General features: G+C 70.8%; 21 protein-coding genes and 2 pseudogenes. 14 read left to right on the plus strand and 9 right to left on the minus strand.

The features are described from left to right. The first annotated feature begins 266 nt into the window (after positions 1-266). From ACWD35_RS21245 to ACWD35_RS21260, 4 genes are all read left to right on the plus strand, one after another. Complete coding sequence (locus tag ACWD35_RS21245; RefSeq protein ID WP_451352852.1) at positions 267-6,545, plus strand: DNRLRE domain-containing protein; 6,279 nt, start codon at positions 267-269, stop codon at positions 6,543-6,545. Positions 6,546-6,550: 5 nt separating this feature from the next. Next, positions 6,551-6,856 carry a hypothetical protein gene (locus ACWD35_RS21250; RefSeq protein WP_451352853.1) on the plus strand — a complete coding sequence of 102 codons (306 nt, stop codon included), beginning with the start codon at positions 6,551-6,553 and terminating at the stop codon, positions 6,854-6,856. 125 nt (positions 6,857-6,981) lie between these two features. Further along, positions 6,982-8,007: an FKBP-type peptidyl-prolyl cis-trans isomerase gene (locus tag ACWD35_RS21255; protein ID WP_451352854.1), complete on the plus strand. Its 1,026-nt coding sequence runs from the start codon at positions 6,982-6,984 to the stop codon at positions 8,005-8,007. Positions 8,008-8,045: 38 nt separating this feature from the next. Further along, complete coding sequence (locus ACWD35_RS21260) at positions 8,046-8,453, plus strand: hypothetical protein (RefSeq protein WP_451352855.1); 408 nt, start codon at positions 8,046-8,048, stop codon at positions 8,451-8,453. Positions 8,454-8,487: 34 nt separating this feature from the next. Here ACWD35_RS21260 and ACWD35_RS21265 read toward each other — a convergent pair whose 3' ends face one another. The 5 genes from ACWD35_RS21265 to ACWD35_RS21285 all read right to left on the minus strand — a co-directional run bounded on the left by ACWD35_RS21265 (position 8,488) and on the right by ACWD35_RS21285 (position 14,281). Further along, positions 8,488-8,940 (minus strand): PPOX class F420-dependent oxidoreductase, encoded by a 453-nt coding sequence (locus ACWD35_RS21265; RefSeq protein ID WP_451352856.1) that lies wholly within the window; start codon positions 8,938-8,940, stop codon positions 8,488-8,490. 142 nt (positions 8,941-9,082) lie between these two features. After that, positions 9,083-10,636 carry a hypothetical protein gene (locus ACWD35_RS21270; RefSeq protein WP_451352857.1) on the minus strand — a complete coding sequence of 518 codons (1,554 nt, stop codon included), beginning with the start codon at positions 10,634-10,636 and terminating at the stop codon, positions 9,083-9,085. Next, entirely contained in the window at positions 10,636-12,738 is a 2,103-nt protein-coding gene (locus ACWD35_RS21275) for a hypothetical protein (RefSeq protein WP_451352858.1), read from the minus strand. Before ACWD35_RS21275 ends, ACWD35_RS21270 begins: the two co-directional genes overlap by 1 nt. Positions 12,739-12,873: 135 nt before the next feature. Then, positions 12,874-13,839 carry an isopenicillin N synthase family dioxygenase gene (locus tag ACWD35_RS21280; RefSeq protein WP_451352859.1) on the minus strand — a complete coding sequence of 322 codons (966 nt, stop codon included), beginning with the start codon at positions 13,837-13,839 and terminating at the stop codon, positions 12,874-12,876. After that, positions 13,832-14,281: a nucleoside deaminase gene (locus ACWD35_RS21285; RefSeq protein WP_451352860.1), complete on the minus strand. Its 450-nt coding sequence runs from the start codon at positions 14,279-14,281 to the stop codon at positions 13,832-13,834. Before ACWD35_RS21285 ends, ACWD35_RS21280 begins: the two co-directional genes overlap by 8 nt. Positions 14,282-14,430: 149 nt before the next feature. Here ACWD35_RS21285 and ACWD35_RS21290 point away from each other — a divergent pair, with 149 nt between their 5' ends. Then, on the plus strand, positions 14,431-16,254 hold the full coding sequence (locus tag ACWD35_RS21290) for a protein kinase domain-containing protein (RefSeq protein ID WP_451352861.1): 1,824 nt from the start codon (positions 14,431-14,433) through the stop codon (positions 16,252-16,254). Between the two features lie 22 nt (positions 16,255-16,276). Here ACWD35_RS21290 and ACWD35_RS21295 read toward each other — a convergent pair. Beyond that, positions 16,277-16,771 (minus strand): annotated as a pseudogene (locus ACWD35_RS21295) (zinc-binding dehydrogenase); the annotation flags it as partial. Between the two features lie 37 nt (positions 16,772-16,808). On the opposite strand from ACWD35_RS21295, the gene ACWD35_RS21300 reads away from it, so the two are divergent. After that, positions 16,809-17,144, plus strand: a complete 336-nt coding sequence (locus ACWD35_RS21300) for an ArsR/SmtB family transcription factor (protein WP_451352862.1) — start codon at positions 16,809-16,811, stop codon at positions 17,142-17,144. Between the two features lie 120 nt (positions 17,145-17,264). Here ACWD35_RS21300 and tnpA read toward each other — a convergent pair whose 3' ends face one another. Beyond that, entirely contained in the window at positions 17,265-17,651 is a 387-nt protein-coding gene (tnpA, locus tag ACWD35_RS21305; protein WP_451352863.1) for an IS200/IS605 family transposase, read from the minus strand. On the opposite strand from tnpA, the pseudogene ACWD35_RS21310 reads away from it, so the two are divergent. Further along, positions 17,611-18,084: pseudogene (locus ACWD35_RS21310) on the plus strand (RNA-guided endonuclease InsQ/TnpB family protein); the annotation flags it as partial. The gene tnpA and the pseudogene ACWD35_RS21310 sit on opposite strands and share 41 nt — an antisense overlap. Positions 18,085-18,406: 322 nt before the next feature. Next, positions 18,407-19,366 (plus strand): DMT family transporter, encoded by a 960-nt coding sequence (locus ACWD35_RS21315; RefSeq protein ID WP_451352864.1) that lies wholly within the window; start codon positions 18,407-18,409, stop codon positions 19,364-19,366. Here the strand turns inward: ACWD35_RS21315 and ACWD35_RS21320 are convergent. Further along, complete coding sequence (locus ACWD35_RS21320; protein WP_451352865.1) at positions 19,254-20,144, minus strand: LysR family transcriptional regulator; 891 nt, start codon at positions 20,142-20,144, stop codon at positions 19,254-19,256. The genes ACWD35_RS21315 and ACWD35_RS21320 overlap by 113 nt on opposite strands. 3 nt (positions 20,145-20,147) lie before the next feature. Then, the gene (locus ACWD35_RS21325) at positions 20,148-20,447 is read right to left on the minus strand and encodes a PLD nuclease N-terminal domain-containing protein (RefSeq protein ID WP_451352866.1); all 300 of its coding nucleotides are present in this window, start codon (positions 20,445-20,447) and stop codon (positions 20,148-20,150) included. A 76-nt stretch (positions 20,448-20,523) separates the two neighbouring features. On the opposite strand from ACWD35_RS21325, the gene ACWD35_RS21330 reads away from it, so the two are divergent. The 6 genes from ACWD35_RS21330 (at position 20,524) to ACWD35_RS21355 (ending at position 25,763) form a co-directional block, all read left to right on the plus strand. Next, the gene (locus ACWD35_RS21330) at positions 20,524-21,981 is read left to right on the plus strand and encodes a menaquinone biosynthesis decarboxylase (protein ID WP_451352867.1); all 1,458 of its coding nucleotides are present in this window, start codon (positions 20,524-20,526) and stop codon (positions 21,979-21,981) included. Beyond that, positions 21,978-22,880 (plus strand): menaquinone biosynthesis prenyltransferase MqnP, encoded by a 903-nt coding sequence (mqnP, locus tag ACWD35_RS21335; RefSeq protein WP_451352868.1) that lies wholly within the window; start codon positions 21,978-21,980, stop codon positions 22,878-22,880. The genes ACWD35_RS21330 and mqnP overlap by 4 nt, the downstream gene beginning before the upstream one ends. A 62-nt stretch (positions 22,881-22,942) precedes the next feature. Further along, on the plus strand, positions 22,943-23,593 hold the full coding sequence (locus ACWD35_RS21340) for a UbiX family flavin prenyltransferase (protein ID WP_451352991.1): 651 nt from the start codon (positions 22,943-22,945) through the stop codon (positions 23,591-23,593). Positions 23,594-23,677: 84 nt separating this feature from the next. Next, positions 23,678-24,133, plus strand: a complete 456-nt coding sequence (locus ACWD35_RS21345; RefSeq protein WP_451352869.1) for an Lrp/AsnC family transcriptional regulator — start codon at positions 23,678-23,680, stop codon at positions 24,131-24,133. A 37-nt stretch (positions 24,134-24,170) separates the two neighbouring features. Then, positions 24,171-25,334, plus strand: a complete 1,164-nt coding sequence (gene mqnE, locus ACWD35_RS21350) for an aminofutalosine synthase MqnE (protein WP_451352992.1) — start codon at positions 24,171-24,173, stop codon at positions 25,332-25,334. A gap of 117 nt (positions 25,335-25,451) precedes the next feature. Beyond that, positions 25,452-25,763, plus strand: coding sequence for a DUF4229 domain-containing protein (locus tag ACWD35_RS21355; RefSeq protein ID WP_451352870.1), 312 nt, complete (start codon positions 25,452-25,454; stop codon positions 25,761-25,763). Positions 25,764-25,778 lie beyond the last annotated feature (15 nt).

The raw sequence follows: 25,778 nt of genomic DNA on the forward strand, positions 1-25,778 counted from the left end.
GGGCACCTTGCGTGCGGAAATAAATGCCCTCCGTGAGGTGAATGCCGGAGTGGCGTGGCCTGAACGGGCCGCGACGGGTGGAGTCGGGTCAACTCGGGTGCCCGGAGCCGCGGGATCCAAACCCGCCGATACCCAACACTTGGTCATGACTCTTTACTAAACCCAGACATTTTCTTGACCAAGGTAAAGTCCCCAGGTCGGGCGTGTGTGGATCATGAGGCGGTCACCCCCCACCTCAACATCCCTTGTGCAACAAGGAGTTGCAGATGATGCACACACGCCTGAGAGCGTGGCGAAGGCACCGCAGGAAAGTCGCCACTGCGGTGTCACTGGCGTTGCTGGCCGAGGCAGCGCTGATGCTGTCCACCGGCGAGGCCGTCGCGGTCGGCAAGCCCCAAGCGGCTGCCGCCGACACGAGCAAGGCCCAGAAGCAGCCGACCGGGCCGGCCGAGGCTGCCGACCCGGCTTCGGCCGTGCTGATGGCCCGGCTGCAGGGCCGCAGGATCGAGGTGCTGTCGGCACGCACGGCGGACTCGACGACCTGGGCGCTGCCCTCGGGGTCGTTGCAGACCGAGTCGTTCGCCGGCCCGGTGCGGGTCAAGCGCAACGGTGCCTGGCACGACATCGACACCTCGCTGAAGGACGCGGGCGCCGACCTGAAGCCGAAGGAGGTGGCCGCGGACGTCGCCGTCTCCGACGGCGGTGACAGCCGGCTGGCCTCGGTCGCCCGGGGCAAGACCCGGTTCGCCATGGGCTGGCAGGACAAGCTGCCCGCGCCGAAGGTCTCGGGTTCGACGGCCTCGTACGCCCTCGGTTCCGGTGAGACGCTGAAGGTCACCGCGCTCAAGGAGGGCTTCTCCGAGAGCGTGGTGCTGGCGAGCCGCCCGAACGGCCCGGTGTCGTACCGGATTCCGGTGAAGCTCGACGGGCTGAAGCTGTCCCAGGCCGCCTCGGGGAACCTGCTGCTGAAGGACGCCGCGGGCAAGCTCGTGGCCGCGGCGCCCGCGCCCATGATGTGGGACACGTCCCGGGACCGGCGTTCGGGTGAGTCCGCGCACCGGGCGCGGGTCGCCACGAAGATCGAGACGGCGAAGGACGGGTCGCAGACCCTGGTCCTGGCCCCGGACGAGAAGTTCCTGGCCGACCCCGCCCTCACCTACCCAGTGACCGTGGACCCGACGACCACGCTGGCGGTCACGACGGACACGTGGGTGCAGAACCCCGACTACCCGAGCTCGCAGCAGGGCTCCCAGGAGCTGAAGTCGGGTACGTACGACGCGGGCGCGGATGTCGCGCGGTCGTACCTGAAGTTCGATGTGTCGCCGTTCACGGGCAAGCACATCCAGTCCGCGACGATGTCGCTGTACAACTACTACTCGGCGACCTGCTCGACGTCGGGTGCGGCGACGGACGCCAAGCGGATCACCTCGTCCTGGTCCTCGTCGTCGATCACCTGGGGCGCCCAGCCCACGACCACGACCACCAACAAGGCGTCGAACACCGGGCACTGGGGCTACGACTCCTCCTGCCCCGGCGCCTGGTCGAACTGGAACCTCCAGGCCATGGTGCAGGACTGGGCCAACGGCTCGGCCAACTACGGTCTTCAGGTGGCCGGTGCCAGCGAGAGCGACTCCACCACCTGGCGTCGTTTCCGCTCGGCGAACTACACCACCTCCGGGTACGCGCCGAAGCTGGTGGTGACGTACAACTCCTACCCGGGCGCCCCGACCGCTGCCGCGGTCTCGCCCTCGGCCGTGAACGCCTACAACGGCAAGCGGTACGTGACCTCGCTGACGCCGACCCTGTCGGCGAAGGTGACGGACGCGGACGGCGGCACGGTCAAGGCCCAGTTCGAGGTCACCCCGGACCCGGCCTTCAACGACACCACCTACACGTACACCGCGACCAGCGCGGGCGTGGCGTCCGGCTCCACGGCCTCCCTGGCCGTCCCGTCGGCCAACGCCTTCCCGGTGGGCGCGCACCTGCGGTTCCGGGTGCGGGGGTACGACTCCACCGACTACGGTTCCTGGACCGGGTACACCACGTTCGTGATGAACACGGGACTGCCGGTGGCCCCGACCATCAGCTGCCCCGCGTATCCCCAGGACACCTGGTCGGCGACGGCGTCCGGCGCGGTGACCTGCACCCTGGACACGACCTCGACGGACGGACAGGGCTACAAGTGGGGCCTGGACGACCCGAAGATGGCCCAGAGCGTGTACGACACGGTGGACGGCAACGGCGGTGACCCGCTGAACATCTCCATCAACCCGACCGACGGCTGGCACACGTTGTACGCCCAGACCATCGACTCGGGCGGCAACCTGTCGGCGGCCACCACCCAGTACTCGTTCGGCGCGGGCAGTGCCGCGCTGCTGAGCCCCGCCGACGGTGACCGGCCCGCCCGGCGCGTGGCCCTGGCCGCCACGGCCAAGAACACGTACACCGGTGTCACGTACCAGTACCGCCGCGGTGAGACCGACAGCTGGCACAACGTTCCGCTCGCGGACGTCACGAAGAACAGCGACGGTACGCCCGTGACGGCCTGGCCACTGGCCGCGCCCAACGGCGCGCCGCCCGCGCTGACATGGAACATCACCACGTCGCTGACCGAGGACGGCCCGGTCGATGTCCGTGCCGTGTTCACCGACGGCACCACGACGGGGTACTCGCTGCCGTCGACGGTCACCGTCGACCGCCAGGCCGGCGACGCGCCCACCGAGTCGGTCGGTCCGGGTGAGGTGAACCTGCTCACCGGCGACTTCTCCTTCTCCGAGAGCGACGCGTCGGCGTTCAGCATGAGCGTCGACCGCTCCTTCTCCTCGCGGCAGCCGACCGCGGGTGCGGACGCCGAGGGCCAGGTGGCGATCTTCGGCCCGCAGTGGACGTCCGGTACCACCGCCGAGGTGACCGACTCCGACTACTCCTACATCCGCCAGACCTCCTCGACCTCGGTCGCGGTCGTGGACGTGGACGGCGTGGAGACCGGCTTCACCGCCACCAGCGCGGGTGGCTGGACGAGTGAGCCGGGTGCCGAGGAGCTGACCCTGACCGGCAGCCTCACCGGCAACTTCACCCTGAAGGGGACCGACGGCACCACCACGACCTTCACCAAGGTCGACCCGGCCGCGACCACCTGGCAGGTGTCCACCACCTACCTGCCGACCGACAACTCCACCACCAACGTCGTGTCGGAGAAGGTCGTCAACGGTTCGCAGACGCTGGCCCGCCCGAAGTACGTCATAGCGCCCACCTCGGCGGTGGCACCCGCCACCTGTGAGACGGCGCCGTCGACGAAGGGCTGCCGCCTGCTGGAGTACGTCTACGCCACCTCCACCACGGCCACGTCCACCGCGCTCGGCGACTACGTCGGCCGGGTCAAGGAGATCCGTCTGTGGGCCACCGACCCCGGTGCCGCGTCCGCGACCGCCACGTCCATGGTCCAGTACGCGTACGACGACTCCGGCCGGCTGCGTGAGGCGTGGGACCCGCGGATATCCCCGCTGCTGAAGACGGCCTACACCTACGACAGCGCCGGCCGGATCGCGACCATGACCCCCGCCGGTGAGCTGCCGTGGACCTTCACCTACGGCACGGCCGGCAACGCGGCCACCGCGGGCCCCGGCATGCTGCTGAAGGCGTCCCGGCCCACGCTCGTCCAGGGCTCGAAGACGCAGACCGACGGTGGCACGGCCACCACGAGCGTGGTCTACGACGTGCCGCTGACCGGTGCCGCGGCCCCGTACGCGATGGGCCCGTCGGACGTCGCCGCCTGGGGCCAGACGGACGTGGCCTCGGACGCGACCGCGGTGTTCCCGCCGGACGCGGTGCCGGCGTCGAACAACGGCACGGCACTGACCGCCGGTGCCTACACCCGGGCTTCCGTCTCCTACGCGGACGCCTCCGGTCGTGAGGTCAACAGCGCCGAGCCCGGCGGACACATCACCACCAACGAGTACGACAACGTGGGCAACGGCGTCCGTGAACTGACGGCGGCCAACCGGGAACTGGCGCTCTCCACCAGCGGTGCGGGACTCGACCAGCTCACCCGGCTCGGCATCAACGGTGCCTCCACCGCCGAGCGTGCCCAGAAGCTGTCCACCGTCCACGTCTACTCCAGCGACGGGACGCGTGAACAGGAGACGTTCGGACCGCTGCACCTCATCACCCTCACCAGCACCCTCCAGGGCGGCGCCGGCGGCACCTCGCTCGCCGCGGGCACGGAGACCCCGGCCCGCCAGCACGCGGTGACCACCTACGACGAGGGCCGTCCCACGGACGGCACCGCCACGGTGAGCAACCAGCCCACCACCGTCACCACCAGCGCCCGCGTGGACGGCTTCCCGACCGACGCGGACATCAGCACCAGCAGGACCCCGTACGACTGGGCCAAGGGTCTGCCCACGTCGACGACGGACGACCCGAGCGGTCTGAACATCACCAGGAACACCACGTACGACGCCCAGGGCCGGGTCGTCAAGACCACCCAGCCCCTGTCCAACGGCGCCGACGCCGGGGCGACGGTGACCACCTACTGGTCGGCCACCGGCACCGGAGCGTGCAACGGCCGCCCGGAGTGGGCGGACCTGGTCTGCTCGGTGGGACCGGCGGCCGACATCACCGGCGGTGGCACCAACCCCACCCAGCTGCCCACCAAGACCACCGAGTACGACCGGTGGGGCAACGTGGCCAAGGTGACCGAGACGGCGGGCGGCCAGACCCGCACCAGCACGCTCACCTATGACGCGGCCGGCCGTGTGACCCGGTCCTCGATCACCGGTGGGCTGGGCACCGGGGTGTCGGACACCACCACGGCCTACGACCCCGCCACCGGCGACGTGGCCTCGGTGACCTCCAACGGGCAGACGATCACCCAGAGCAGCGACATGCTGGGCCGGGGGATCTCCTACAACGACGGCAACGGCAACACCACGACCACCGAGTACGACAGCCTGGACCGTCCGGTCAAGGTGACCGACTCGGCACCGTCGACGACCACCTTCACCTACGACACCACCAAGGAGCCGCGCGGTCTGCCGGTCTCCCGCACGGACTCGGTGGCGGGTACCGTCAGCGCCGTCTACGACGCCAACGGCAGCCTGGTCTCCGAGAAGCTGCCGGGCGGGTACACCCTCACCCTGGACCAGGACGAGGCCGGCGCGCCGACCTCGCGTGTCTACACCCGTGACAGCGACGGCAGCGTCGTCGCCTCCGACACGGTCAGCCGCTCCGTGGAGGGGCAGATCGTCGAGGGCACGGACACCGCCGGCCAGAGCCGGGCGCGTGACTACACCTACGACGCGCTCAACCGGCTCACCCGGACGGATGACACCGCCCCGGACGGGACCTGCACCCGCAGGGACTACACCTTCGACAAGAACACCAACCGCACCGCCCTCGCCACGGCCACCAGCGCCGCGGGCGCGGCCTGCACCTCCACGGGTGCGACCACCGTCAGCAGCACCTACGACAGCGCCGACCGGCTGATCGCCACCGGCACCGTCTACGACGCCTTCGGCCGCACCACGGCCACCGGCAACACCGCGCTGACGTACTACGTCAACGACCTCGTCCAGAGCGAGACCGTCGGTGACACCCGCACGACGTGGTCGCTCGACGGCGCGGGCCGCCTCGCGCAGTCCGCTGCGCAGACGAAGGCGGCCGACGGCACCTGGACCACCAACACCACCACCACCAGCCACTACGGCTCCAGCGGTGACAGCCCCTCGTGGACCCAGTCGTCCGCGGGTGCCGTCAAGCGCGCCGTTCCCGACATGGCGGGCGGCCTCGGAATGGCGACCAGCGCCACCGGCGACGTCGTCCTCCAGCTGACCAACATGCACGGTGACGTCACGGTGCAGCTTCCGCTGGACACCGCCGTGGCTCCGACCGTCCAGAGCTACGACGAGTACGGCAACCGTCTCGCCGGCACCGCCTCCACCACCTACGGCTGGCTCGGCGGCGCGCAGCGTGACAGCAGCACTCTGAGCGGGGTCACCCTCATGGGCGTCCGGCTCTACGACTCGACCTCCGGACGCTTCCTCCAGGTGGACCCGGTCGCGGGCGGCAACGACAACAGCTACGAGTACTGCCGCGGCAACCCGGTGGGCTGTACGGACATCAGCGGTGCCTACTCGTACTCGTACGCCTACGACCTCGGGTACTTCTGGCAGTCCGCCAAGAGCCTCTTCGGCTGGGTCCGGCACCACTTCTGGGTGTTCCCCTTCACCGGTTGCGGAGGCACCCTCAGCTACGGTGAGCGGTGCAACCTGGCCTATGGCGTGTTCCCCGTCCGCGTTGTCGAAATGGGCAAGACCTACTGGAAGTTCAAGTCCCTCAAGGGGCATCTGGAAGGTGCGGGCAAGACCATCAGGTTCTCGTTCCACAAGAGCTGGGGCCGTATCCGACTGACGGTGACCGCGCACGGGGCCAACGACAAGTGGTTCCACAGGCACATGCTCACCAGATGGGGCAACTACGCGGGGGCCTGGCTGACATGGCTGTGGTTCGCCTCCAACATTGCCTGGTTCGCCCCGCGATGGTGATGCTCATGGTGCTCGCCGGATTCGTCCCGGGCACCCTGGCAGCACTCATCCTGGGAACCGTCGCCACCGATCAGATCCTCCGGTCCCTCGGAGTGATCGGCCGTGCGTCGGACAACGCCTCCCTGTGGCTGGGGGTGCTCCTTCTCTCCATGGCCCTTGCTCCCTTCGCGATCGCGGCGATCACTGCCGCGTATCAGCGCAGGCGCGGTGGCTCATGGGAGAGAGCGCTGAAGGCGTGCTCGGGCGCGGCGTTCGTCGCGGGCGCCCTGGCACTCCTCGTGGCCATGCCGGTATCCGTCGCCGTCGCGTGATCCCTTCGGGGAGTTCCACTCGGCACGGCAGATGACGCGTGCGGGGAAGGAGCCCGCTCCTTCCCCGCACGCATTCCCGGCTCCGGAGAAAACGTGGAAGATCAGCGGAAGATCAAAGGAAAGAAATGCGTCGATTCGCTGCGCTGCTGATAGCACCCGCTCTCGCGCTCGTGGGCTGCAGTAGCGACCATTCGTCCCACCAGTCCCGGCCGGACGGCTATCACCGGCCGCTCGCGGCCCCCTCGGTACCGGTGCACGCGCGGACCGTGCCCGCCGCGGTGCACACGGACGCCGTACTGCCCACCGTTTCCGGGAAGTTCGGCAGCCGGGCCACGATCTCGGTGCCGAAGGCCGCGCCCAGCGGCAAGTTCGTCGTCGCGCCGCAGACGCCCGGGCGGGGGCGTTCGGCACACACCGGCGACGTGGCCGTCGTCCGCTACACCGCCGAGCTGTGGCGCACCGGCAAGGCGCTGCCCGGCTCGTACGACAAGGGGGCCCACCCCCAGGTGTTCGCCGTCGGGCGCGGCGCGACGCTGCCCGCGCTGGACCGGGCCGTGCAGGGCGGGCGGGCCGGGAGCCGGGTCCTGGTCGTCGCACCCCCCGCAGCCGCGTACGGGAAGTCGGGCGACGCCCGGCTCAAGGTGACCGGCAAGGACACCGTGGTGTTCGCCGTCGACATCCTGAACGTCATCGAAAGCCGCGCCCTCGTCCCCGGTGAGCAGCACTCGCTCTCCGACGGGCTGCCCGGGGTGCGCATGAACCAGAACGACGGCACCGCGACCCTGACCGTCCCCGACCGTGCCGCTCCCAAGGGCCTGGTCGTCAAGAACCTGGTGGACGGCAGCGGCCCGGTGGTGAAGGCCGGGCAGACGCTGGTCCTCCAGCACTCCTCGGCCGCCTGGGAGGCCGCCCGCGGCAAGGACGAGGCGGATCTCTTCCTCAGCTCCCGCAAGGACGGCGGGCCGCTGTCCGTCGTGATCGGCCGGGGCAATGTCATCGCGGGCTGGGACCGGGCCCTGGCCGGCCGGAAGGTCGGGAGCCGGATCCTCGCCGTCATCCCCGCGAAGCTGGCGTACGGGGCGCATCCGCCGAAGGGCCTGGCACCCGGTGACACCGTGGTCTCGGTCCTCGACATCCTCGCCGCCGCCTGAGGTCGCTGTCCGAGGGACGAGTCGGTGACACTGGTGTCATGAGCGGTTCCATCGCACAGGGCAGCAGTCAGACCCACGGGAACACGCACATACTCCACCTTCTGGTGCGGCTCCCGAGGGCCATGGGAGACGTCTGGCCGGCGGTGGCCACCCGCGAGGGGCTCGCGGGCTGGTGCACCGCCGTCGACGTCCTCGAACCCCGGCTGGGCGGCCTGGTCGCCCTGCCCGAGCTGGGCACCGGGCAGGTCACGGCCTGGGACGTGGACCGGGTCGCCGAGTACACCGTGGGGGACGGCGGCCGGATCCGCTTCCACCTGGAACGGGCCGGCGACACGGCGAGCGTGCTGCGCTTCACCCACGAGTTCCAGGGCGAGGGGGAGTCGGAGGCCGCTTGGCGCGCCCGATTCGAACGCCTGATCGAAAAAATGGAGCCCGTGCAGGGCTAGTTCTGACTGGAGTACCAGGCCCTGAAGGCTGGTCCTAGATGTCGAGCGCCGTCCCGTACAGCCGGTCCACCTTCAGCCGGATGACCACCCGGCGCTCGGCGACCAGCTGCTCCAGGAACGCGTCCTCGTCCTCCGGCTTCGCGTCCGCCGGGATCATCCCGAGCAGTTCCCGCCCGACCGCGTCACCGGCAAGCGTCGTGACCTCGGAGACCTCGGCCTCGCCCTCGGCGACGGCGAACGACCACACGTCGCCGCCCTGCACGTGCAGCGCGGCACGCGGGTCCCGCTGCAGGTGCTTGAGCTTGACACGGTCGGCCGTCGTCGAGAACCGCACGACGCGGGACTCGGCGTCCCAGCTGTAGAGCATGGTGGTCAGGTGGGGATGGCCGGTGCGCTTGACGGTGGCGAGGGTGCCGAACCGCTGCGTGCCGAGCAGGTCGGAGAGCGCGTCGTCGGACAGCGGGCGAGGTGCGGGTCCTTGAGTCATGACGTGATCAACACCCTTGTCCGGCCCGGTATTTCGACTAGGGTCTGTCCGGCGGATCAGGTCGCAGGAGATCGACGGCACCTCATGGACGCAGATGGGCGTGCCAGGCCCTGCGTCTGCGGCAAGATCCGCCGGACAGGCCCTAGTGGGACGACGGCGGCAGGCACTCCGTGCCCGGCGGCTTCCCCTCCGGCCAGGCGATCCGGACGAAGCGGGCGCCGCCCTGCGGGGTCAGCTCCACGATCGGTACGGCCTTGTCGTACGGGTTGCCGTGCACGTCCAGGCAGATCCAGCCGCTCGCCCCGTCCACCCGCAGCGAGCCCTTGACCTGCGGCCACTGCAGGCCCACGTCCGCGAGCGAGGGGACCGACCTGCCGTCCGGCACCGCCTCGCGGATGCCGTGCACCGCGAGGCGCACGGTGTCGTAGCCGATGATCAGCTGGCCGTCGTCCAGCGGGGCCGCGCCGATCGGGCCGACCGGCCCCCGGGCAGCGTCCGCCAGCAGCTGCCGCAGCTGCTGGAAGTCCGCCGCCGAACCGCCCGTCTTCGCCGGGTCCTTCGTCCAGGCGTCCGGGTGGGCGAGGGAGGTGTAGCGGACCGAGAGGTTGTGCCGCAGGGCGCTGCGGTCGAGCGTGCTCTCGTGGGTCAGGTACGACGCCTCGTCCCCGGTCAGCACGGTGAACTTCCGGTCCTGGCAGCCGCGTCCGCCCAGCGCGTTGATGAACTGCCGCAGTTGCGTGTGCCGCCCCGCGAACAGGATCGTGTCGGTCTCCCGGGAGGTGTCGCAGACCAGGTGCGTGATCTGCCGGAAGGTGTTCGCGGTCGTCCCCTCCTCGCTGCGGTCGGCGGGCGGCGTGAACGGCTGCGGCTCGTACGGCGAGCCCTTGATCAGCGCCGCGAACGACTCCTGCAGCGTGCGCGTGTACGGGTCGCCCGGCTTGTCGTACACCAGCAGCGCCTTGCCCGCGCTCACCTTGGCGAAGGAGGCCAGCGCGCGGGCCTCGTCGGTGTTGGTCGGCGACACCCGGGCCAGGCCCGGGTACGGGTCCTTGCCCTGCTGCCCGTTGGCCAGGTCGTCGGCGGTGATGGAGGAGCCGATCACCGGGATCCCGCGCCGGGTCAGCGCCCGTACCGCCTGCTTGTTGTTGTCGGTGCTCTGCCCGATCCCGGCGACCGCCCGCAGCCGGTCCGCGCTCTTCGTCATCAGGGTCAGCTGCTCGACCGTCTGCGGCCACCGCCCGCCGGTGGCCCCCGGGTTGGCCAGCGCCAGCCGGATCAGCGGGGCCTCCCCGTTGGAGGCGTGGTTGGCCTGGTACTGCGCCAGGTAGGCGCCCTGGAGCTGGTGCTGGATGTCGTTCAGGTTCGTCTGCGAGGCGGAGCTGTACGGCAGCATCAGCGCCACCGTGACGTAACTGCCGGGCTTGAGACGGCCGTTCTCCCGCGCGATCGCCCGTACGACGTCCCGCAGCTGCGGCCGGCCGAAGTCGTAGTCGCCCGTCGCCACGCCCACGCACTCGTCGCTGCCCGGCGGCCGGGACACCCCCGGCGCGCAGGACCGGTCGGTGTGGGCGACGGTCCGCACCGCGAACACCACTCCGGTCACCAGGCCCGCCGTCAGCAGCAGAGCCAGATAGCGGCGCAGCGGGATCTCCCACACGCCCTCGCGTATCCACGTGCCCACACCCCTGCGCGTCATCACGCCTCCCCACTCAGGTCGTCCGGGCCCTCGTCCTCGTCGTCCGGATCGTGGGAGATGTCCAGGGGGCGCCCGGCGAGCGCCGCCGCCGGCCAGTCCCGGGACGCCCGCCACAGCAGCGCGTTGCCCGCGGGCCGCAGGTTGGACAGCTGCTCCAGCTCGAAGCGGAGCCGGTCGCCCACCTTCGGGTCGGGCAGCACCAGCGGATCGGCCAGCTGCCACACCGCGTGCAGCAGCCGCCGTGTCCGCAGGTGCAGGACGGCGTCCGCGCCCTGCGGAGGCCGCTGCCCGGCGTCGCCACGGCCCAGCGCGACGGCGGCCCGCCGGTCGCCCCCGCCGGTGGAGTCACGGCCTGCGGCGTCGTGCGCGTGGAAGTACGGCGCCGACGCGACGAAGCGCAGGGTGCGCAGCCAGGCCCGGGTGCCCAGGACGGGGAAGGTGTCGCGCAGATGGGCGACCGCCGACTCCGTGCTCCCCAGGGCGAGTTCGTGATGCAGCCGGTAGCGGGCGTGTTCGGCCCCCGGGTAGTGCGCGATCAGCGTCTCGTGCGCCGTCCGCCACGAGGCGTGGTCCGGGTCGCGCAGATGCAGCCGGAGCAGCAGCAGGGTCCGTACGAACGGGTCGCCGACGAACTGGCCGGGCGTCCCCGGAAGCCCCTCCTCGGCCAGCAGCGTCTGCAGCGCGCGTACGTCCGCCGGGCCGAAGGTGTCCGGGAGCAGCGCCGCCGCCAGCGCGCAGGCCGAGTCGTGGTCGTGGGCGGCGGCCAGCACGGTCAGCTCGTCCAGGTGCTCGGCGGGCACCAGCCGGTCCAGCAGCGCCTGGTAGGCGGGCAGGCCCGGCTCGTCCTCGTCCGGCCGGACGTCCGTGGTCAGCAGCTCGCCCAGCGAGGACGCCTGCGGCAGATGCTGCGCGGCCGACTCGGCGAGCAGCACGATGCCCAGCGGATTGCCGCCGGTCAACCGGTGTGCCGCATGCGGCAGTTGGGGCGGTACGGCGGTGTCGCCGCAGACCGCGCCGACGATGTGCAGGGTGTCGTCCGGGCTCAGCGGCGGCAGCGCGACCAGCAGCGCCCGCGAGGAGGGCGCCGCGTCCGGCGTCCAGTCCGTGCGCCGGGCCACCTCCGCCAGCTCCCGCCGCACCGCGCTGCGCAGCTCCTCGCGGCCCTCGCCGCGCCGGGCCGCGACGAACGCCACGTGGTCCTCGACGCCCTCGGCACGGTCGCGCAGCACCGCCTCCACGAGCCCGGGGCCGGGCGGCGACTGGGCGTTGTCGAGCAGCACCAGGGGCCGGCCCAGGCGCTTCATGCGCGGCAGCACGCCCGCGTAGGCCTCGGCCAGGTCGGCGAGCAGCGCCCGCACCAGATACCGCTCGGAGTGCTCGCGGGAGGTGCCGCCCGCCCGGAAGTGCCCGGACAGCAGGATCAGCCCGCGCTGCGCGTGCCCGCCCGCGTTCGGATACGTCCGGTACCACACCGACGCCTTCTGCTGCCGGCGGCTGCTGAAGCCCTCGGCGACCGACTCCAGCGTCGCCTCGATGGCCCCGCCCACCAGCGGTCCGGTGCCGGTGGCCGCGGCGACGACCTTGGCGGCCACCTTCCCGGCCCAGCGCCCGGCGAAGCCGCTGATCCACGAGCCGCTCTCGTTCAGCAGCAGGATCCGCTCGACCTCCCGGCGGATCCGCTCCGAGTCGGCGTCGCCCCAGCCGCCCGCGGCCACCGCGACCAGCCCCGACATCAGCCGCGGGAACGTGATCCGCCCGGCGCCGGTCACCGGCGCGGCCAGCTGCTCGGCGATCACCAGTAGCGCCTGCGCGAGCGGCGACCAGGAGTCGGCGGGCCGCTCCGCCGGGGGCCGCGCGAACTGCTCCTCCGCGCAGTCGATCAGCGCGACCGGCGTATGCCCCTTGTAGGCGTCCCGCAGCTCGCCGAGCACCGCGCTCTTGCCCAGACCGCGGGCGCCGGTCAGCACCACCAGGGGCAGCTCGCCCGGGTGCTCGTACGGATGGCCGCGGTGCTGGTGCGGGCGCAGGCCCACGAGCCGCGGCGCGAGACCGGGTGGATCGAAGTCGAACAGCGCTCCGCGCCCGTGCAACCGTCTGTGCACCGCATCTCCCCCTCAACAGCAGTGTAAAAAGGGGAAGTTGCTCCGGGCCAGGGTCAGTGATGTCCGTTGGGTCACGAAAATGGCTGGGGCATGAGGGACCGGGTCGGGGAAGCGGCGCCGCGAACGCGGAAGTGATCAACCGACGGTGATCGAGTCCAGCTTCTCCCGCAGATACACGTGCGAGTCGACGGGCGGGTACGCCACCCGGCCCACCGGCGCCGGCACGGACTCCACCAGGGTGCCCGGGGTGCACTCGCCGAAGTACACGAGGGACATCAGCTCCTCGGCGGGCGCGTCGGCGGGCGGCGGCAGCACCCGGTGCCGCCCCGAACGCCACCGGTCGCCGGTCCAACGGGCCAGCAGATCACCGATGTTGATGGTGAAGGCGGCCGGGTCGTAGGGCGCGTCCTCCCACCCGCCCGCATCTGTGTACACCTGGAGCCCGCCCTTGCCCGCCTGCCGGTCGAGGATCGTGACGGTCCCGAAGTCGGTGTGCGGCCCGATCCGGAACTGCCCCGGCTCCGCCTCCCCGACGACCTCCGTCCCCGGATACCAGTTGATGTTGAAGCCGTACGTCGGATGGTCCATGTGCCGGGAGAAGAAGTCGGGTTCGAGCCCGAGCGCGTACCCGAGCAGCGAGAGCAACTGCTTCTCCAGCCCGGCCATGTGCCCCAGGTACTCCTCGCACAACGGCCGGAGCCCGGGTGCCTCGGCGGGCCACACATTGGGGGCGTACCACTCGGCGTTGACCACCGGGTCGTCGAACGGCTCGTCCGTCGCGAACGTCAGCGACTCCTTCAGATCGGGCGGCGTCTCGGTCCCCTCCGCGTACGCGTTGGCCTCGGCCCCGGGCCCGAGCCACCCGCGACCGCCGACCTTGGCCTCGTACCGCCGCTTGACGTCGTCCGGCAGCAGGAAGAAGCCCCGTGCGGCCGTACGGATCCGGGCGCACAGGCCAGGGTCGACGCCGTGCCCGGTAACCAGCAGGAAACCGGCGGTCCGGAGGGCCTGGTCGACGGTACGGGCGAGGCCGGCGCGGGCTTCGGCGTCGCCGTCCCGCCAGGGCCGCAGATCGATCGTCGGAATACGGGGATCACTCACCGATGTCCTCGTTCCACAGGTCGGGTTCGCTGCCGATGAAGCCGCGCATCAGCTCGACGCACTCCGGATCGTCCAGCAGGACGATCTCCACGCCGTGCTCGGCGAGCCAGTCGTGGCCGCCGTGGAAGGTGACGGCCTCGCCGATCACCACCCGGGAGATGCCGAACTGCCGGACCAGTCCGCTGCAGTACCAGCAGGGGGAGAGGGTGGTGACCATGGTCGTACCGCGGTACGACCGCTGCCGTCCCGCCGCCCGGAACGCGGCCGTCTCCGCGTGCAGGGACGGGTCGCCGTCCTGGACGCGGCGGTTGTGGCCGCGGCCCAGCAGGGTGCCGTCGGGGCCGTAGAGGGCGGCGCCGACCGGGATGCCGCCCTCGGCGCGCCCGGCGCGGGCCTCGGCGAGGGCGGTGGCGAGCCAGGCACGGGCCGTGTCCAGATCCATGGCCTCACTGTCCGGCACGGGGGGAGGCCGGGGCAACGGTGACACGGCGAGACGGGGCACGGGGGCACGGTCCGAACCAATATGTTGGACCGCCGGGTTGTCGGCCCAGGCCGGTGAATCAGCATCACATCAGGTGCAGGGAGAGCGAGTTGAACAACGGGGAAAACAGGGAAGATGTCGGCGTCGAGCCGCTGGAGGGCGACGACCCCCGGCGGATCGGGCCGATCCCGCTGGTCGGCCGGCTCGGTGCCGGCGGCATGGGCCGGGTCTATCTCGGGGTGTACGAGGGCCGGTACGCCGCCGTCAAGCAGATGCTGTCGTCCGTCGGCGCCGAGGACAAGGACTTCGTCCGCCGCTTCGGGCACGAGCTGGACAGCCTCTCCCGGCTGCCCGCCGGGGCCACCGCGCCCCTGCTCGCCGGTGACCGCGACGCCCGCCCGCCGTGGTTCGCCACCGCCTACGTGCCGGGGCTGACCCTGAACGCCGCCGTCGAGGCGCACGGCGGACCGCTGCCGAGCGAGGCGCTGTGGTGGCTGCTGCGGGAGGCCGCGGCCGGGCTGGCGGCCGTGCACGAGCTGGACATGGTCCACCGGGACATCAAGCCGTCCAACGTCATGCTGACCCTCGACGGTGTCACCCTCATCGACTTCGGTGTCGCGCGGGCCGCGGACCAGAGCCAGCTGACCAGGACCGGCATGGTGGTGGGCACCCCCGCCTACATGTCGCCCGAACAGGCCTCCGGCCTCAAGCGGTTGACCGGCGCGGTGGACGTGTTCGCGCTCGGCTCCGTGATGGCGTTCGCGGCGTGCGGACGGCCGCCCTTCGGCGACGAGTCCGGGCACGGGGTGCTGTACCGGATCGTGCACGAACAGCCCGACCTGGCGGAGCTGCACGAACGCGACCCGGAGCTGGCCTCGGTCGTCGCCTCCTGCCTGGACAAGGACCCCGAGGGCCGGCCCACCGCCGCGGAACTTCTCGAACTCGCGGCAGGGCGGGGCCCGTCCGGCCCCGGGAGGTGGCCCGCGGCCGTCCACGAACGGCTTGCGGCGCGCGCGGCGTTCGCGGCGGAGGTGCCGGACGCGCCCGAGGTGCCGGACGCGCCCGAAGTCGTCGTACGAGGGCCCGAGCGGGAGCCGGCCAAGCCGGATGCACCGGAGAAGCCGGCGCGGCGGAGCAACCGCCTCCTCGTGGTTGTCGCACCGGTCGTGGTCGTCGGCGCCGCCACCCTGGCCTTCCAGCTGGCGCCCTACGTCACCGACACGAACCGGGCCGACGCGGGCGGGACCCCGTCCGCGTCGGTCACCGCCTCCGCCTCGGCCGACGCGCACACCGGAGCGCCCTCCGGTACGCCGAAACCCGGTAAGAGCAGGTCGGCCTCTCCCGCCAGCAAGAAGAAGCCCGGCAAGACGGACCCGGACGGCGGCACCGGCGGCGGTGACCGGGGGAGCGGGACCCACTCCGGTTCCGGTTCCGGTTCGGGCTCCGGCTCCCCGGGCGACAGCTCGGGCGGTACCGGCAACTCGTCCGGCGGAGCTTCGGGCGGCTCCTCCGGGGGCTCCTCCAGTGGAGCCGCCGGAGGATCAGGCGAAACCTCCACCACCAGCCCCGGATCCGGCTCCTTCCGGCTGAAGAACGGCGAGAACGGCAAGTGCCTGACCCAGATCTACAGCTCCACCGGCCTCGGCAGCTGCTCCGACTCCACCGCACGCTGGACCTTCCGCAGCGCGGCCGGCGGCAGTGTGAAGGTGGTCAACGTGTCGACCGGCTCCTGCCTGAGCGCCAACGGCAACAACCAGGCCGTCTTCGTCGGGGACTGCTCACAGGGCGGCAGCAACCTGCGCTGGACGACGGGCTCCGGCAACTCCCTGCGCACGGTCTACGACGGCGGCTGCCTCGACCTCGCCTTCGGGGGCGGCACGGCCGAGGCGACCTGCCAGTCGGGGGCGTCCTCGCAGAGCTGGGCCAGGGTCTGAGGGACGGGTCGGGTCGGGACGGCTACGCGCCCACCCGCAGCAGCAGCTTGCCGGTGCTGGCCCGGGCGCCCATCAGCCGGTGGGCGTCGGCCGCATCCGCCAGGGCGAACTCGGCGGTCACCGGCAGGGCGACCGTTCCGTCGACGACCTTCGCGAAGGCCCGCTCCGACAAGCGGCGCAGCTCGGCCGGGGCGGTCGTCGCCAGGCTCAGGATGGAGAAGCCGGAGACGGAGACGCCGAGCGGGTACAGCTCCGGCTGGCCCACCGTCCATGGCTCGGCCGAGCTCGCGTTGCCGAAGGAGACCAGGCGGCCGAAGGGGGCGAGGGAGGCGAGGCCGGCGCGCAGGGTGTCGCCGCCGACCGGGTCCAGGACCAGGTCGACACCCCGGCCGCTGGTCGCCTGCCGTACCGGTTCCTGGAAGGCACCGACGAACACCTCGTCGTAGCCGTGCTCCTTGGCGTAGGCGGCCTTCGCGGCGGAGGACACCACGCCGTACACCGCCCCGGCGCCCGCCGCCATTCGGCAAGTGGCACACGGCAGTGAGGAGGGTCACGTGGCCGCCACCGGTCATCGGGCCGCCCCCGAGCACACCCACCCCGACGACGTGCCCGTCCTCACCGCGCTCGCCGCCCTCGCGGACCCCGTACGCGTCACCCTCGTCAGGGAGCTGGCCTCCTCGGCCGACTGGTCCCGCAGTTGCGGCAGCTTCGACGTGCCCGTCGGCAAGGCGGCCCTCAGCCATCACTTCTCGGTACTGCGCGGCGCCGGTCTGGTGGAACAGCGTGACGAGGGGCCGAAGAGGGTCAACCGGCTCAGGAGGGTCGAGTTCGACGCCCGCTTCCCGGGGCTGCTCGACCTCGTGCTGCGCGAGACCTCCATCGGCGACTGACCCACGGGGATCCGGTCTGGCGGGAGCCGAGATCGGCAGGCCCCGTCAGGTCGGCGAGCCCCGCTTACGCGATGGGGGCCCGGCGGTAGTCGTTCGAGGACCCCGAGGACCCTGCAAAGTTCATGCGGGGCGCTGTTGGTTCTCGATGTACTGGCGTACGGCGGTCAGCGGCGCCCCGCCACATGAGCCTGCGAAGTAGGAGCCGGACCAGAAGTGGCCGCCCCACAGGTACCGGCGCATATGCGCCTCGTGCTCCTTGCGCAGCAGGCGGGCGGAGACGCCTTTGAGGGAGTTGACCAGCTTGGAGAGCTGGACCTTGGGCGGGTAGTGCACGAGCAGGTGCACATGGTCCTCTTCGCCGTTGAACTGCTTCAGCTCGGCCTCGAAGTCCGTGCACACGTCCCGCATGATCTCCTCGCACCGCCTCAGCATGGCGTCGGTGAGGACGCCGTGCCGGTATGTGGTGAACGACTGGCAGCACCAGACCACCACCCGACTCGCCCGCACCTACGGCGTGATCGTGGTGGAAGACCTGGACATCCCGAACATGGTCAAGAGTGCCAGGGGCACCGTGGAGAACCCGGGGAAGAACGTCACGCAGAAGTCCGCTCTGAACCGTTCCATTAGCCAGGAGGCGTGGGGCAGGACAGTGACGATGCTGACGTACAAGGCCGCCCGTCACGGCGGCAGCTTGCACCAGGTTCCCGCACCCGGCACCTCCCGGCGCTGCTCGATGTGCGGTTTCACCACGCCGGGCAGCCGGGAGTCCCAGGCCGTGTTCGTGTGCAAGAACGAAGGCTGCGGCTGGGCTGGCAACGCCGACCACAATGCCGCCCGGAACGTCCTGCACCTGTATCGGACGGGCCCCGCGCTCGTCCCGGCTGCCGGAAGGGCAGTCGTCAGGCGCCCACGAGGCGTCAAGCCCGCCACCGCAAGGTAGGTGGGAATCTCCTGGCTTCAGCTGGGAGAGCACTTCAAGAGCACCAGTTCCTGGCCCCCCCCAGATCGCCGCCCAGGCCGACATCCGGCACGTCGACGGCTGCGGCCGGCCTCCGGGACGGTCACCCCGAACTGCGCCCTCCTGAGGTAACTCGCCCAGCCCGGCACCAGGCCGCGGTCGCCAGTCCGAGTACCTGCGGGTCACCCTCAGTGAGTTGACAGACGTACGACCTGCGGGCATCGGCACCGCCGATGCCCCCCATCGGCAGGACGCCCCACTGGCGCGTGGACCGGCCCCGGCGGCCGTTCGTAGCGTCGTCGGCATGACCTCACAGAACAAGGGCACGGCCCAGCTGACGACCGCGATGGTGCTCTCCGGCACCCTCGGTGTCTTCGTCGTCGAGTCGGGCGCCTCGCCCTTCGACGTCGTCTTCTTCCGCGTCCTGTTCGGCGCCCTGGCGCTGGGCTCCTACGTCGTCGCCCGCGGCTGGCTGCGCGGCCACGGCTTCACCCCGCGCACGCTCGGACTGGCCGTCCTCGGCGGCGTGTTCATCGTCTTCAACTGGGTCCTGCTCTTCCAGGCGTACGAGAACACGTCCATCTCGGTGGCCACGGTGGTCTACCACACGCAGCCCTTCTACGTGGTCCTGCTGGGCGCCCTGCTCTTCCGGGAACGGCTGACGGTTGCCAAGGTGGGCTGGATCGCGCTGGCCTTCGCGGGCCTGGTCCTGGTCTCCGGCGTCACCCCCGCCGACTTCACGAGCGGCGGCGGCACGTACCTGACGGGCATCGGCCAGGCCCTGCTCGCCGCCCTCCTCTACGGCCTGTCCACCCTCGTCACCAAGCGGATCAGCGGCGTGCGCCCGCACCTCATCGCCCTCGTCCAGGTGCTGGTCGGCATCCCGCTCCTGCTGCCGTTCGCCGACTTCGGCGCGATGAGCGGCACGGGCTGGCGCTGGGGCTGGCTGGCCGGGCTCGGCCTCATCCACACCGGGGTGATGTACGTCCTGATGTACGCGGCCTACGCCAAGCTGCCGACCTCGAAGATCGCCGTGCTCGCCTTCGTCTACCCGGCGGTCGCGATGGTCATGGACTGGGCGGTGTACGGCCACCACATCGGCCTCGTCCAGGCGCTCGGCGTCCCGCTGATCGTGACGGCGAGCCTGAAGGTCACTCTTGCCCGGCCTGTTCGGACACCAGCTTCCGCGCCTGCTCCACGAACAGCCGCGCGTGCGCCGGAAGCCGCTTCCCGGCCCGCCACGCCAGTTGCGTCCGAAGCGTGAACGGCGGCTCCCAGCGAAGCCGTACGAGAGAACCTTCCGCGAGTTCGGCGGCGACCGTCACCTCGGGCAGCAGCGCGATGCCGAGGCCGGCCGCCGCCGCGCGTTTGGTGGCCTCGATGGTGCCGAACTCCATGAACCCGACGTCCCCCAGGGACTTCAGCTCCCGCTCGAACAGGTCCCGGTAGGCGCAGCCGGGTTCGGTGGCGAGCAGGGACTGCCGCAGGAGGTCGTGGGTGCCGAACTCCATGCCCGCCAAGGGGTGTTGCGGCCCCGCGACCAGCGCCAGCGGTTCCACCGCCAGCACCGCGCTCTCCAGCCCCGGGTGCCCGGTCTCCGCCTCCATCAGGAACCCGAGGTCGTACGTCCCCTGCCGCAGCGCCTGACGGGTCTCGTCGCCGATGGTGGTGCGCAGGGCGAGTCGCACCCTGGGGTGGCGGTGGTGGAAGTACTCCAGCAGCGGGGGCAGCCGGTAGGAGGTCAGGGACTCCATCGTGCCGATCGTGAGGGTGCCCTCCGGCTCCTCGGCGCCGGTGACCGCCGCCTGAGCCTCCTCGGTCAGCTCGATGATCCGGCGCGCGTACGGCAGCAGCCGCTCACCCGCCTCGGTGAGCCGGATCCGGCTGCCGAGCCGGTCGAACAGCTCGGTGCCGAGCGAGGACTCCAGCGTGCGGATCTGGCTGGTCACGCTGGACTGGGCGTACGACAGCTCGGCCGCGGCCCGGGTGAAGCTCAGCACCGTGGCGACCTTCTCGAAGGTGACGAGCAGCCGGAGTTCCATGGGTCACTCGCCCTTGGGGTCGTCCATGCCGAGGGACTTCAGGAACTCGGGGTTGTCGTCGGGGGCGACCCAGGCGCCGCCCGTGCCGGCGACGCCGACGCCGCCGTACGCCGCGGTCCGGCGGGCCCTGCCGGTGATCAGCCAGGCGAGCGGGCCGACCAGCACCTCGCCGAAGAGCAGGATGACGATCACCCACACCACCTTGGGCAGATGGCGGACGTCTTCGTCGGGGGTGTTCAGACAGTCCACGAACGCGTAGATCCACAACGCCAGGACCAGCAGGAACGGCAGATACCTCAGCATCGTCGTGCGCTCTCCCCGTGCTCTGGGACGGCCCCGGTGACCGGGCCAGCGTATCGGGTGACAGATACTGGGTCGCATGGCTTACGACGATCTTCGCTCCCTCCTGCGGGCGCTGGAGCGTGAGGGTGACCTCAAGCGCATCAAGGCCGAGGTCGACCCCTACCTGGAGGTCGGCGAGATCGTCGACCGGGTGCAGAAGTCCGGGGGCCCGGCGCTGCTCTTCGAGAACGTGAAGGGCTCCGCCATGCCCCTCGCGATGAACGTCTTCGGCACCGACCGGCGCCTGCTGAAGGCCCTCGGCCTGAAGTCGTACGGCGAGATCTCCGAGAAGATCGGCGGCCTGCTGCGCCCCGAGCTGCCGCACGGGTTCGTGGGCGTGCGCGAGGCCTTCGGGAAGCTCGGCGCGATGGCGCACGTGCCGCCGAAGAAGGTGAAGCCGGACAACGCCCCGGTGCAGGAGGTCGTCCTGCACGGCGACGAGGTGGACCTGGACCGGCTGCCGGCGCTGTTCACCTGGCCGCAGGACGGCGGCTCCTTCTTCAACCTGGGCCTGACCCACACCAAGGACCCGGAGACGGGCATCCGCAACCTCGGGCTCTACCGCCTCCAGCGCCATGACAAGCGCACGATCGGCATGCACTGGCAGATCCACAAGGACAGCCGCAACCACTACCAGGTGGCGGCCAGGCGCGGCGAGCGCCTGCCGGTGGCCATCGCCTTCGGCTGCCCGCCGGCGGTGTCCTACGCCTCCACGGCGCCGCTCCCCGGGGACATCGACGAGTACCTCTTCGCCGGGTTCCTCGCCGGCAAGCGGATCGAGATGGTCGACTGCAAGACGGTCCCGCTCCAGGTGCCCGCGAACGCCGAGGTCGTCCTGGAGGGCTGGCTGGAGCCGGGCGAGATGCTGCCGGAGGGCCCCTTCGGCGACCACACGGGCTTCTACACCCCGCAGGAGCCGTTCCCGGCCCTCAAGATCGACTGCGTGACGATGCGGAAGCGCCCGCTGCTCCAGTCGATCGTCGTCGGCAGGCCCCCCACGGAGGACGGCCCCCTCGGCCGCGCCACGGAGCGTTTCTTCCTGCCGCTGCTGAAGATCATCGTCCCGGACATCGTGGACTACCACCTGCCCGAGGCCGGCGGCTTCCACAACTGCGCGATCGTCTCGATCGACAAGAAGTACCCCAAGCACGCGCAGAAGGTGATGCACGCGATCTGGGGGGCGCACATGATGTCCCTCACCAAGCTGATCGTGGTCGTGGACTCCGACTGCGACGTCCACGATCTGCACGAGGTCGCCTGGCGCGCCCTCGGCAACACCGACTACGCCCGTGACCTCACGGTCGTGGAAGGCCCCGTCGACCACCTCGACCACGCCTCCTACCAGCAGTTCTGGGGCGGCAAGGCCGGCATCGACGCGACGAAGAAGTGGCCCGAGGAGGGCTACACGAGGGACGGGGGGTGGCCGGAGATGGTCCTGTCGGACCCGAAGACGGCCGCGCTGGTGGACCGTCGCTGGCGGGAGTACGGCCTGTGACCAGCGCATCCGCTGCGCTTCCGCAGCCAGGACGGACCAAGGCGTTCCTTCGCCTGGTGATGATCGAGCACTCGGTCTTCGCGCTGCCCTTCGCCTACATCGCCGCGCTGACCGCGATGTACGAGTGGGACAAGAACATCCACTGGAGCCGGCTGCTGCTGGTCACCATCTGCATGGTCGGCCTGCGCACGTTCGCCATGGCGGTCAACCGGATCATCGACCGGGAGATCGACGCCCGTAACCCGCGTACGGCACACCGCGAACTCGTCACGGGCGCGATGTCCGTCCGCCACGCCTGGACCGGCGCCCTGATCGCCCTGGTGATCTTCCTCGGGGCGGCGGCCCTGCTGAACCCGCTCTGCCTGGCCCTGGCCCCCGTCGCGGTGATCCCGATGGTGGTCTACCCCTACGGGAAGCGCTTCACGAACTTCCCACAGGCGATCCTTGGCCTGGCCCAGGCGATGGGCCCGGTCGGCGGCTGGCTGGCCATCTCGGGCACGTGGAACTGGGACGCGGTGATCCTCGGCCTGGCCGTGGGCATCTGGATCGGCGGCTTCGACCTGATCTACGCCTGCCAGGATGTGGAGACCGACCGCGAGGTCGGCGTCATGTCGGTCCCGGCCCGCTTCGGCGTCCCGGCGGCGATCTGGGGCGCCCGCGTCTGCCACGCGATCACGACGGCCCTCTTCGTCTGGTACGCCCTGCGCACCGACGCCGGCGTGTTCTTCTGGCTGGGCCTGCTGATCGTGGCGGGAGCGTTCGTCTACGAACACACGATCGTCCGCCCCCACGACCTGTCCCGCGTGAACAGGGCGTTCTTCAGCGTCAACGGGTTCATCGGCATCGCGCTGTTCGTGTGCTCCCTGCTTGATCTGCTGGTTCGGGGTCTGACGGTCTGAGTGCATCGCGCCCCAGTCCCCGCCGGTACGCTCAAGGTGTGAACGCAGGAGAAACGCAGCGCGTGCCTTGGATCGTGGGGGTGTCCGGGGCGTCCGGTACGCCCTATGCCGCCGCCGTGCTGCGTGCGCTCCTGGACGCGGGGGAGGCCGTCGACCTGGTGGTCAGCCGGGCCTCGCGGCTGACCTTGCTGGACGAGACGCAGATCTCCTTCCGGGACGCGCACTGGCAGGACGACCTGCGGGAATGGCTGTCGCTCGGGGCCGACGGGAAGCCCGGGACCTTCGATGTCGACGTGGCCGGGGTGCGGTACTGGAGCGCCGGGGACCTCGCCGCCGGGCCGTCCTCCGGGTCGTACCCCGCCAAGGGCATGCTGATCGTGCCCGCCTCGACCGCCTGCGTGGCCGGTGTCGCGCTCGGGCTGTCGAAGGACCTGCTCCAGCGCGCGGCGAGCGTCACGCTCAAGGAGCGCCGCCGCCTGGTCGTGGCCGTACGGGAGACCCCGCTGAACGGGCAGACCCTGCGGCACCTGGTCGCCCTGGACGACGCGGGCGCGAGCGTGGTGCCGGCCTCCCCGGCGTTCTACGCGGGCGCCACCCACATCCAGGACCTGGTGGACTTCGTCGCCGGGCGGGTGCTGGACGCGGCGGGCGTCGGGCACCGGCTCTACCGCCGCTGGGAGGGCGAACTCGGGGGCGGGACCCGGACGACGTGAGAGCACCGGCAGTCAGCTGAGCAAGTCGCAGTACCTCTCATCACTTCAGGAACACAGAACTTTCCAGGGGAAGGCTTCGATCGCATGGACGCCGTGGACAGGCAGCTCATCCAGGCCCTGAGGGAGAACGGCCGGGCCTCCTACGCGGAGCTGGGGCGCCTCGTCGGCCTGTCGGGCCCCAGCGTCACCGACCGCATCAACCGGCTGGAGGCGGCCGGTGTCATCACCGGCTACCGCGCCACCGTGAACGCGGCCTCCCTCGGCCTCGGTGTCACCGCGCTGATCGGCATCTCGCTCTCCGACGCCGCCGACCACGAGGACGTGGCCCAGCGGCTGAAGGAACTCCCCGAGATCGAGGACTGCTGGTTCATCGCCGGTGACGACTCCTTCATGCTCAAGGTCCGGGCGGCGGACGTCGACGGCCTGGAGAAGATCATCCGCCGGCTGTCCGGCACCAAGGGCGTCTCCCGGACCCGTACCACGATCGTGCTCTCCACCAAGTGGGAGAACCGGGTCGGGGAACTGCCGGAAGAGGTGTAGGGCTACGGTTACTGGGTCGTCGAGGAAAGGGATGAGCATGGACGTCGGGCTCAAGCGCGAGCTGGAGGACAAGGTCCGCTCCGGTGAACGGCTGACCCGCGAGGACGGCATCGCGCTGTACGAGTCGGACGACCTGGCCTGGCTGGGCGGCCTCGCGCACGAGGTGCGGACGCGCAAGAACGGTGACGTCGTGCACTTCAACGTCAACCGGCACCTCAACATGACGAACGTGTGCACCGCGTCCTGCGCCTACTGCTCGTTCCAGCGCAAGCCGGGCGAGAAGGACGCGTACACGATGCGCATCGAGGAGGCGGTCAAGCTCGCCAAGGCGATGGAGAGTGACAACCTCACCGAGCTGCACATCGTCAACGGCCTGCACCCGAGCCTGCCGTGGCGGTACTACCCGCGCTCCCTGCGCGAGCTGAAGGCCGCCCTCCCGAACGTCTCCCTCAAGGCGTTCACGGCGACGGAGATCCACCACTTCGAGACGATCTCCGGGCTCTCCGCCTCCGAGATCCTCGACGAGCTGATCGACGCGGGGCTGGAGTCCCTCACCGGCGGCGGTGCCGAGATCTTCGACTGGGAGGTCCGGCAGCACATCGTGGACCACAGGACCCACTGGGAGGACTGGTCCCGTATCCACCGGCTGGCGCACGAGAAGGGTCTGAAGACCCCGTGCACCATGCTCTACGGCCACATGGAGGAGCCCCGCCACCGCGTGGACCACGTGCTGCGCCTGCGTGAACTCCAGGACGAGACCGGCGGCTTCCAGGTCTTCATCCCGCTGCGCTACCAGCACGACTTCGTGGACATGAAGGACGGCAAGGTACGCAACACCCTGCAGGCCCGTACCCAGATGGCGACCGGCGCGGAGGCGCTGAAGACCTTCGCCGTCTCCCGGCTGCTCTTCGACAACGTCCCGCACGTGAAGGTCTTCTGGGTCATGCACGGCGTGCAGACCGCCCAGCTCGCCCTCCAGCACGGCGCGGACGACATGGACGGCTCGGTGGTCGAGTACAAGATCACCCACGACGCGGACAACTACGGCACGCCGAACAAGCTGACCCGCGAGGACCTGCTGGAGCTGATCCGCGACGCCGGTTTCCGGCCGGTGGAGCGCAACACCCGCTACGAGATCATCCGCGAGTACGACGGCCCGGACCCGCTGCGCCGCGAGTCGCCGCAGCCGATGCGCGTCTGAAGCCTTCGACGGCCCCAGGGGCTCCGCCCCCCTGTCAAGATCGGCAGGGGGGCGTGCTTCACTGGACGGTGCCTCTTGTGAGGTTTCGGACCGTACGACACGGAAGAGTGGATTGAGATGCTCCGCTACACGCTGATGCGCCTCGGCATCTTCGCCGGCTGCCTCGTGGTCGTCTGGGGAGCCGTCTACTCGGGCATCTTCCCGCACGGCTACGGCCAGTCGAACTTCCTGTGGGTGCTCCTCCTGTCCCTGGTGCTGTCGGCGCCGCTCAGCTGGGTGCTGCTGCGCAAGGAGCGGGACCGGGCCTCGGAGCGGATCGCGGGCCGGGTCGACCGGATGAAGGCCAACCTGGAGGCCAACATCGAGGCCAACCGCAGCCAGGAGGACCTGGCCGACGACGCCGCGCGGGCTCAGGGCCAGACCTCCTGACGCCATAGGCTTTCC

This window comes from Streptomyces sp. NPDC002671, assembly GCF_053592475.1.

Excerpts from the sequence above, each read along its gene's own strand:
- ACWD35_RS21245 (WP_451352852.1), top strand. The coding sequence starts at position 267 with ATGATGCACACACGCCTGAGAGCGTGGCGAAGGCACCGCAGGAAAGTC.
- ACWD35_RS21250 (WP_451352853.1), top strand. The coding sequence starts at position 6,551 with ATGGTGCTCGCCGGATTCGTCCCGGGCACCCTGGCAGCACTCATCCTG.
- ACWD35_RS21255 (WP_451352854.1), top strand. The coding sequence starts at position 6,982 with ATGCGTCGATTCGCTGCGCTGCTGATAGCACCCGCTCTCGCGCTCGTG.
- ACWD35_RS21260 (WP_451352855.1), top strand. The coding sequence starts at position 8,046 with ATGAGCGGTTCCATCGCACAGGGCAGCAGTCAGACCCACGGGAACACG.
- ACWD35_RS21265 (WP_451352856.1), bottom strand. The coding sequence starts at position 8,940 with ATGACTCAAGGACCCGCACCTCGCCCGCTGTCCGACGACGCGCTCTCC.
- ACWD35_RS21270 (WP_451352857.1), bottom strand. The coding sequence starts at position 10,636 with ATGACGCGCAGGGGTGTGGGCACGTGGATACGCGAGGGCGTGTGGGAG.
- ACWD35_RS21285 (WP_451352860.1), bottom strand. The coding sequence starts at position 14,281 with ATGGATCTGGACACGGCCCGTGCCTGGCTCGCCACCGCCCTCGCCGAG.
- ACWD35_RS21315 (WP_451352864.1), top strand. The coding sequence starts at position 18,407 with ATGACCTCACAGAACAAGGGCACGGCCCAGCTGACGACCGCGATGGTG.
- ACWD35_RS21320 (WP_451352865.1), bottom strand. The coding sequence starts at position 20,144 with ATGGAACTCCGGCTGCTCGTCACCTTCGAGAAGGTCGCCACGGTGCTG.
- ACWD35_RS21325 (WP_451352866.1), bottom strand. The coding sequence starts at position 20,447 with ATGCTGAGGTATCTGCCGTTCCTGCTGGTCCTGGCGTTGTGGATCTAC.
- ACWD35_RS21330 (WP_451352867.1), top strand. The coding sequence starts at position 20,524 with ATGGCTTACGACGATCTTCGCTCCCTCCTGCGGGCGCTGGAGCGTGAG.
- ACWD35_RS21345 (WP_451352869.1), top strand. The coding sequence starts at position 23,678 with ATGGACGCCGTGGACAGGCAGCTCATCCAGGCCCTGAGGGAGAACGGC.
- mqnE (WP_451352992.1), top strand. The coding sequence starts at position 24,171 with ATGGACGTCGGGCTCAAGCGCGAGCTGGAGGACAAGGTCCGCTCCGGT.
- ACWD35_RS21355 (WP_451352870.1), top strand. The coding sequence starts at position 25,452 with ATGCTCCGCTACACGCTGATGCGCCTCGGCATCTTCGCCGGCTGCCTC.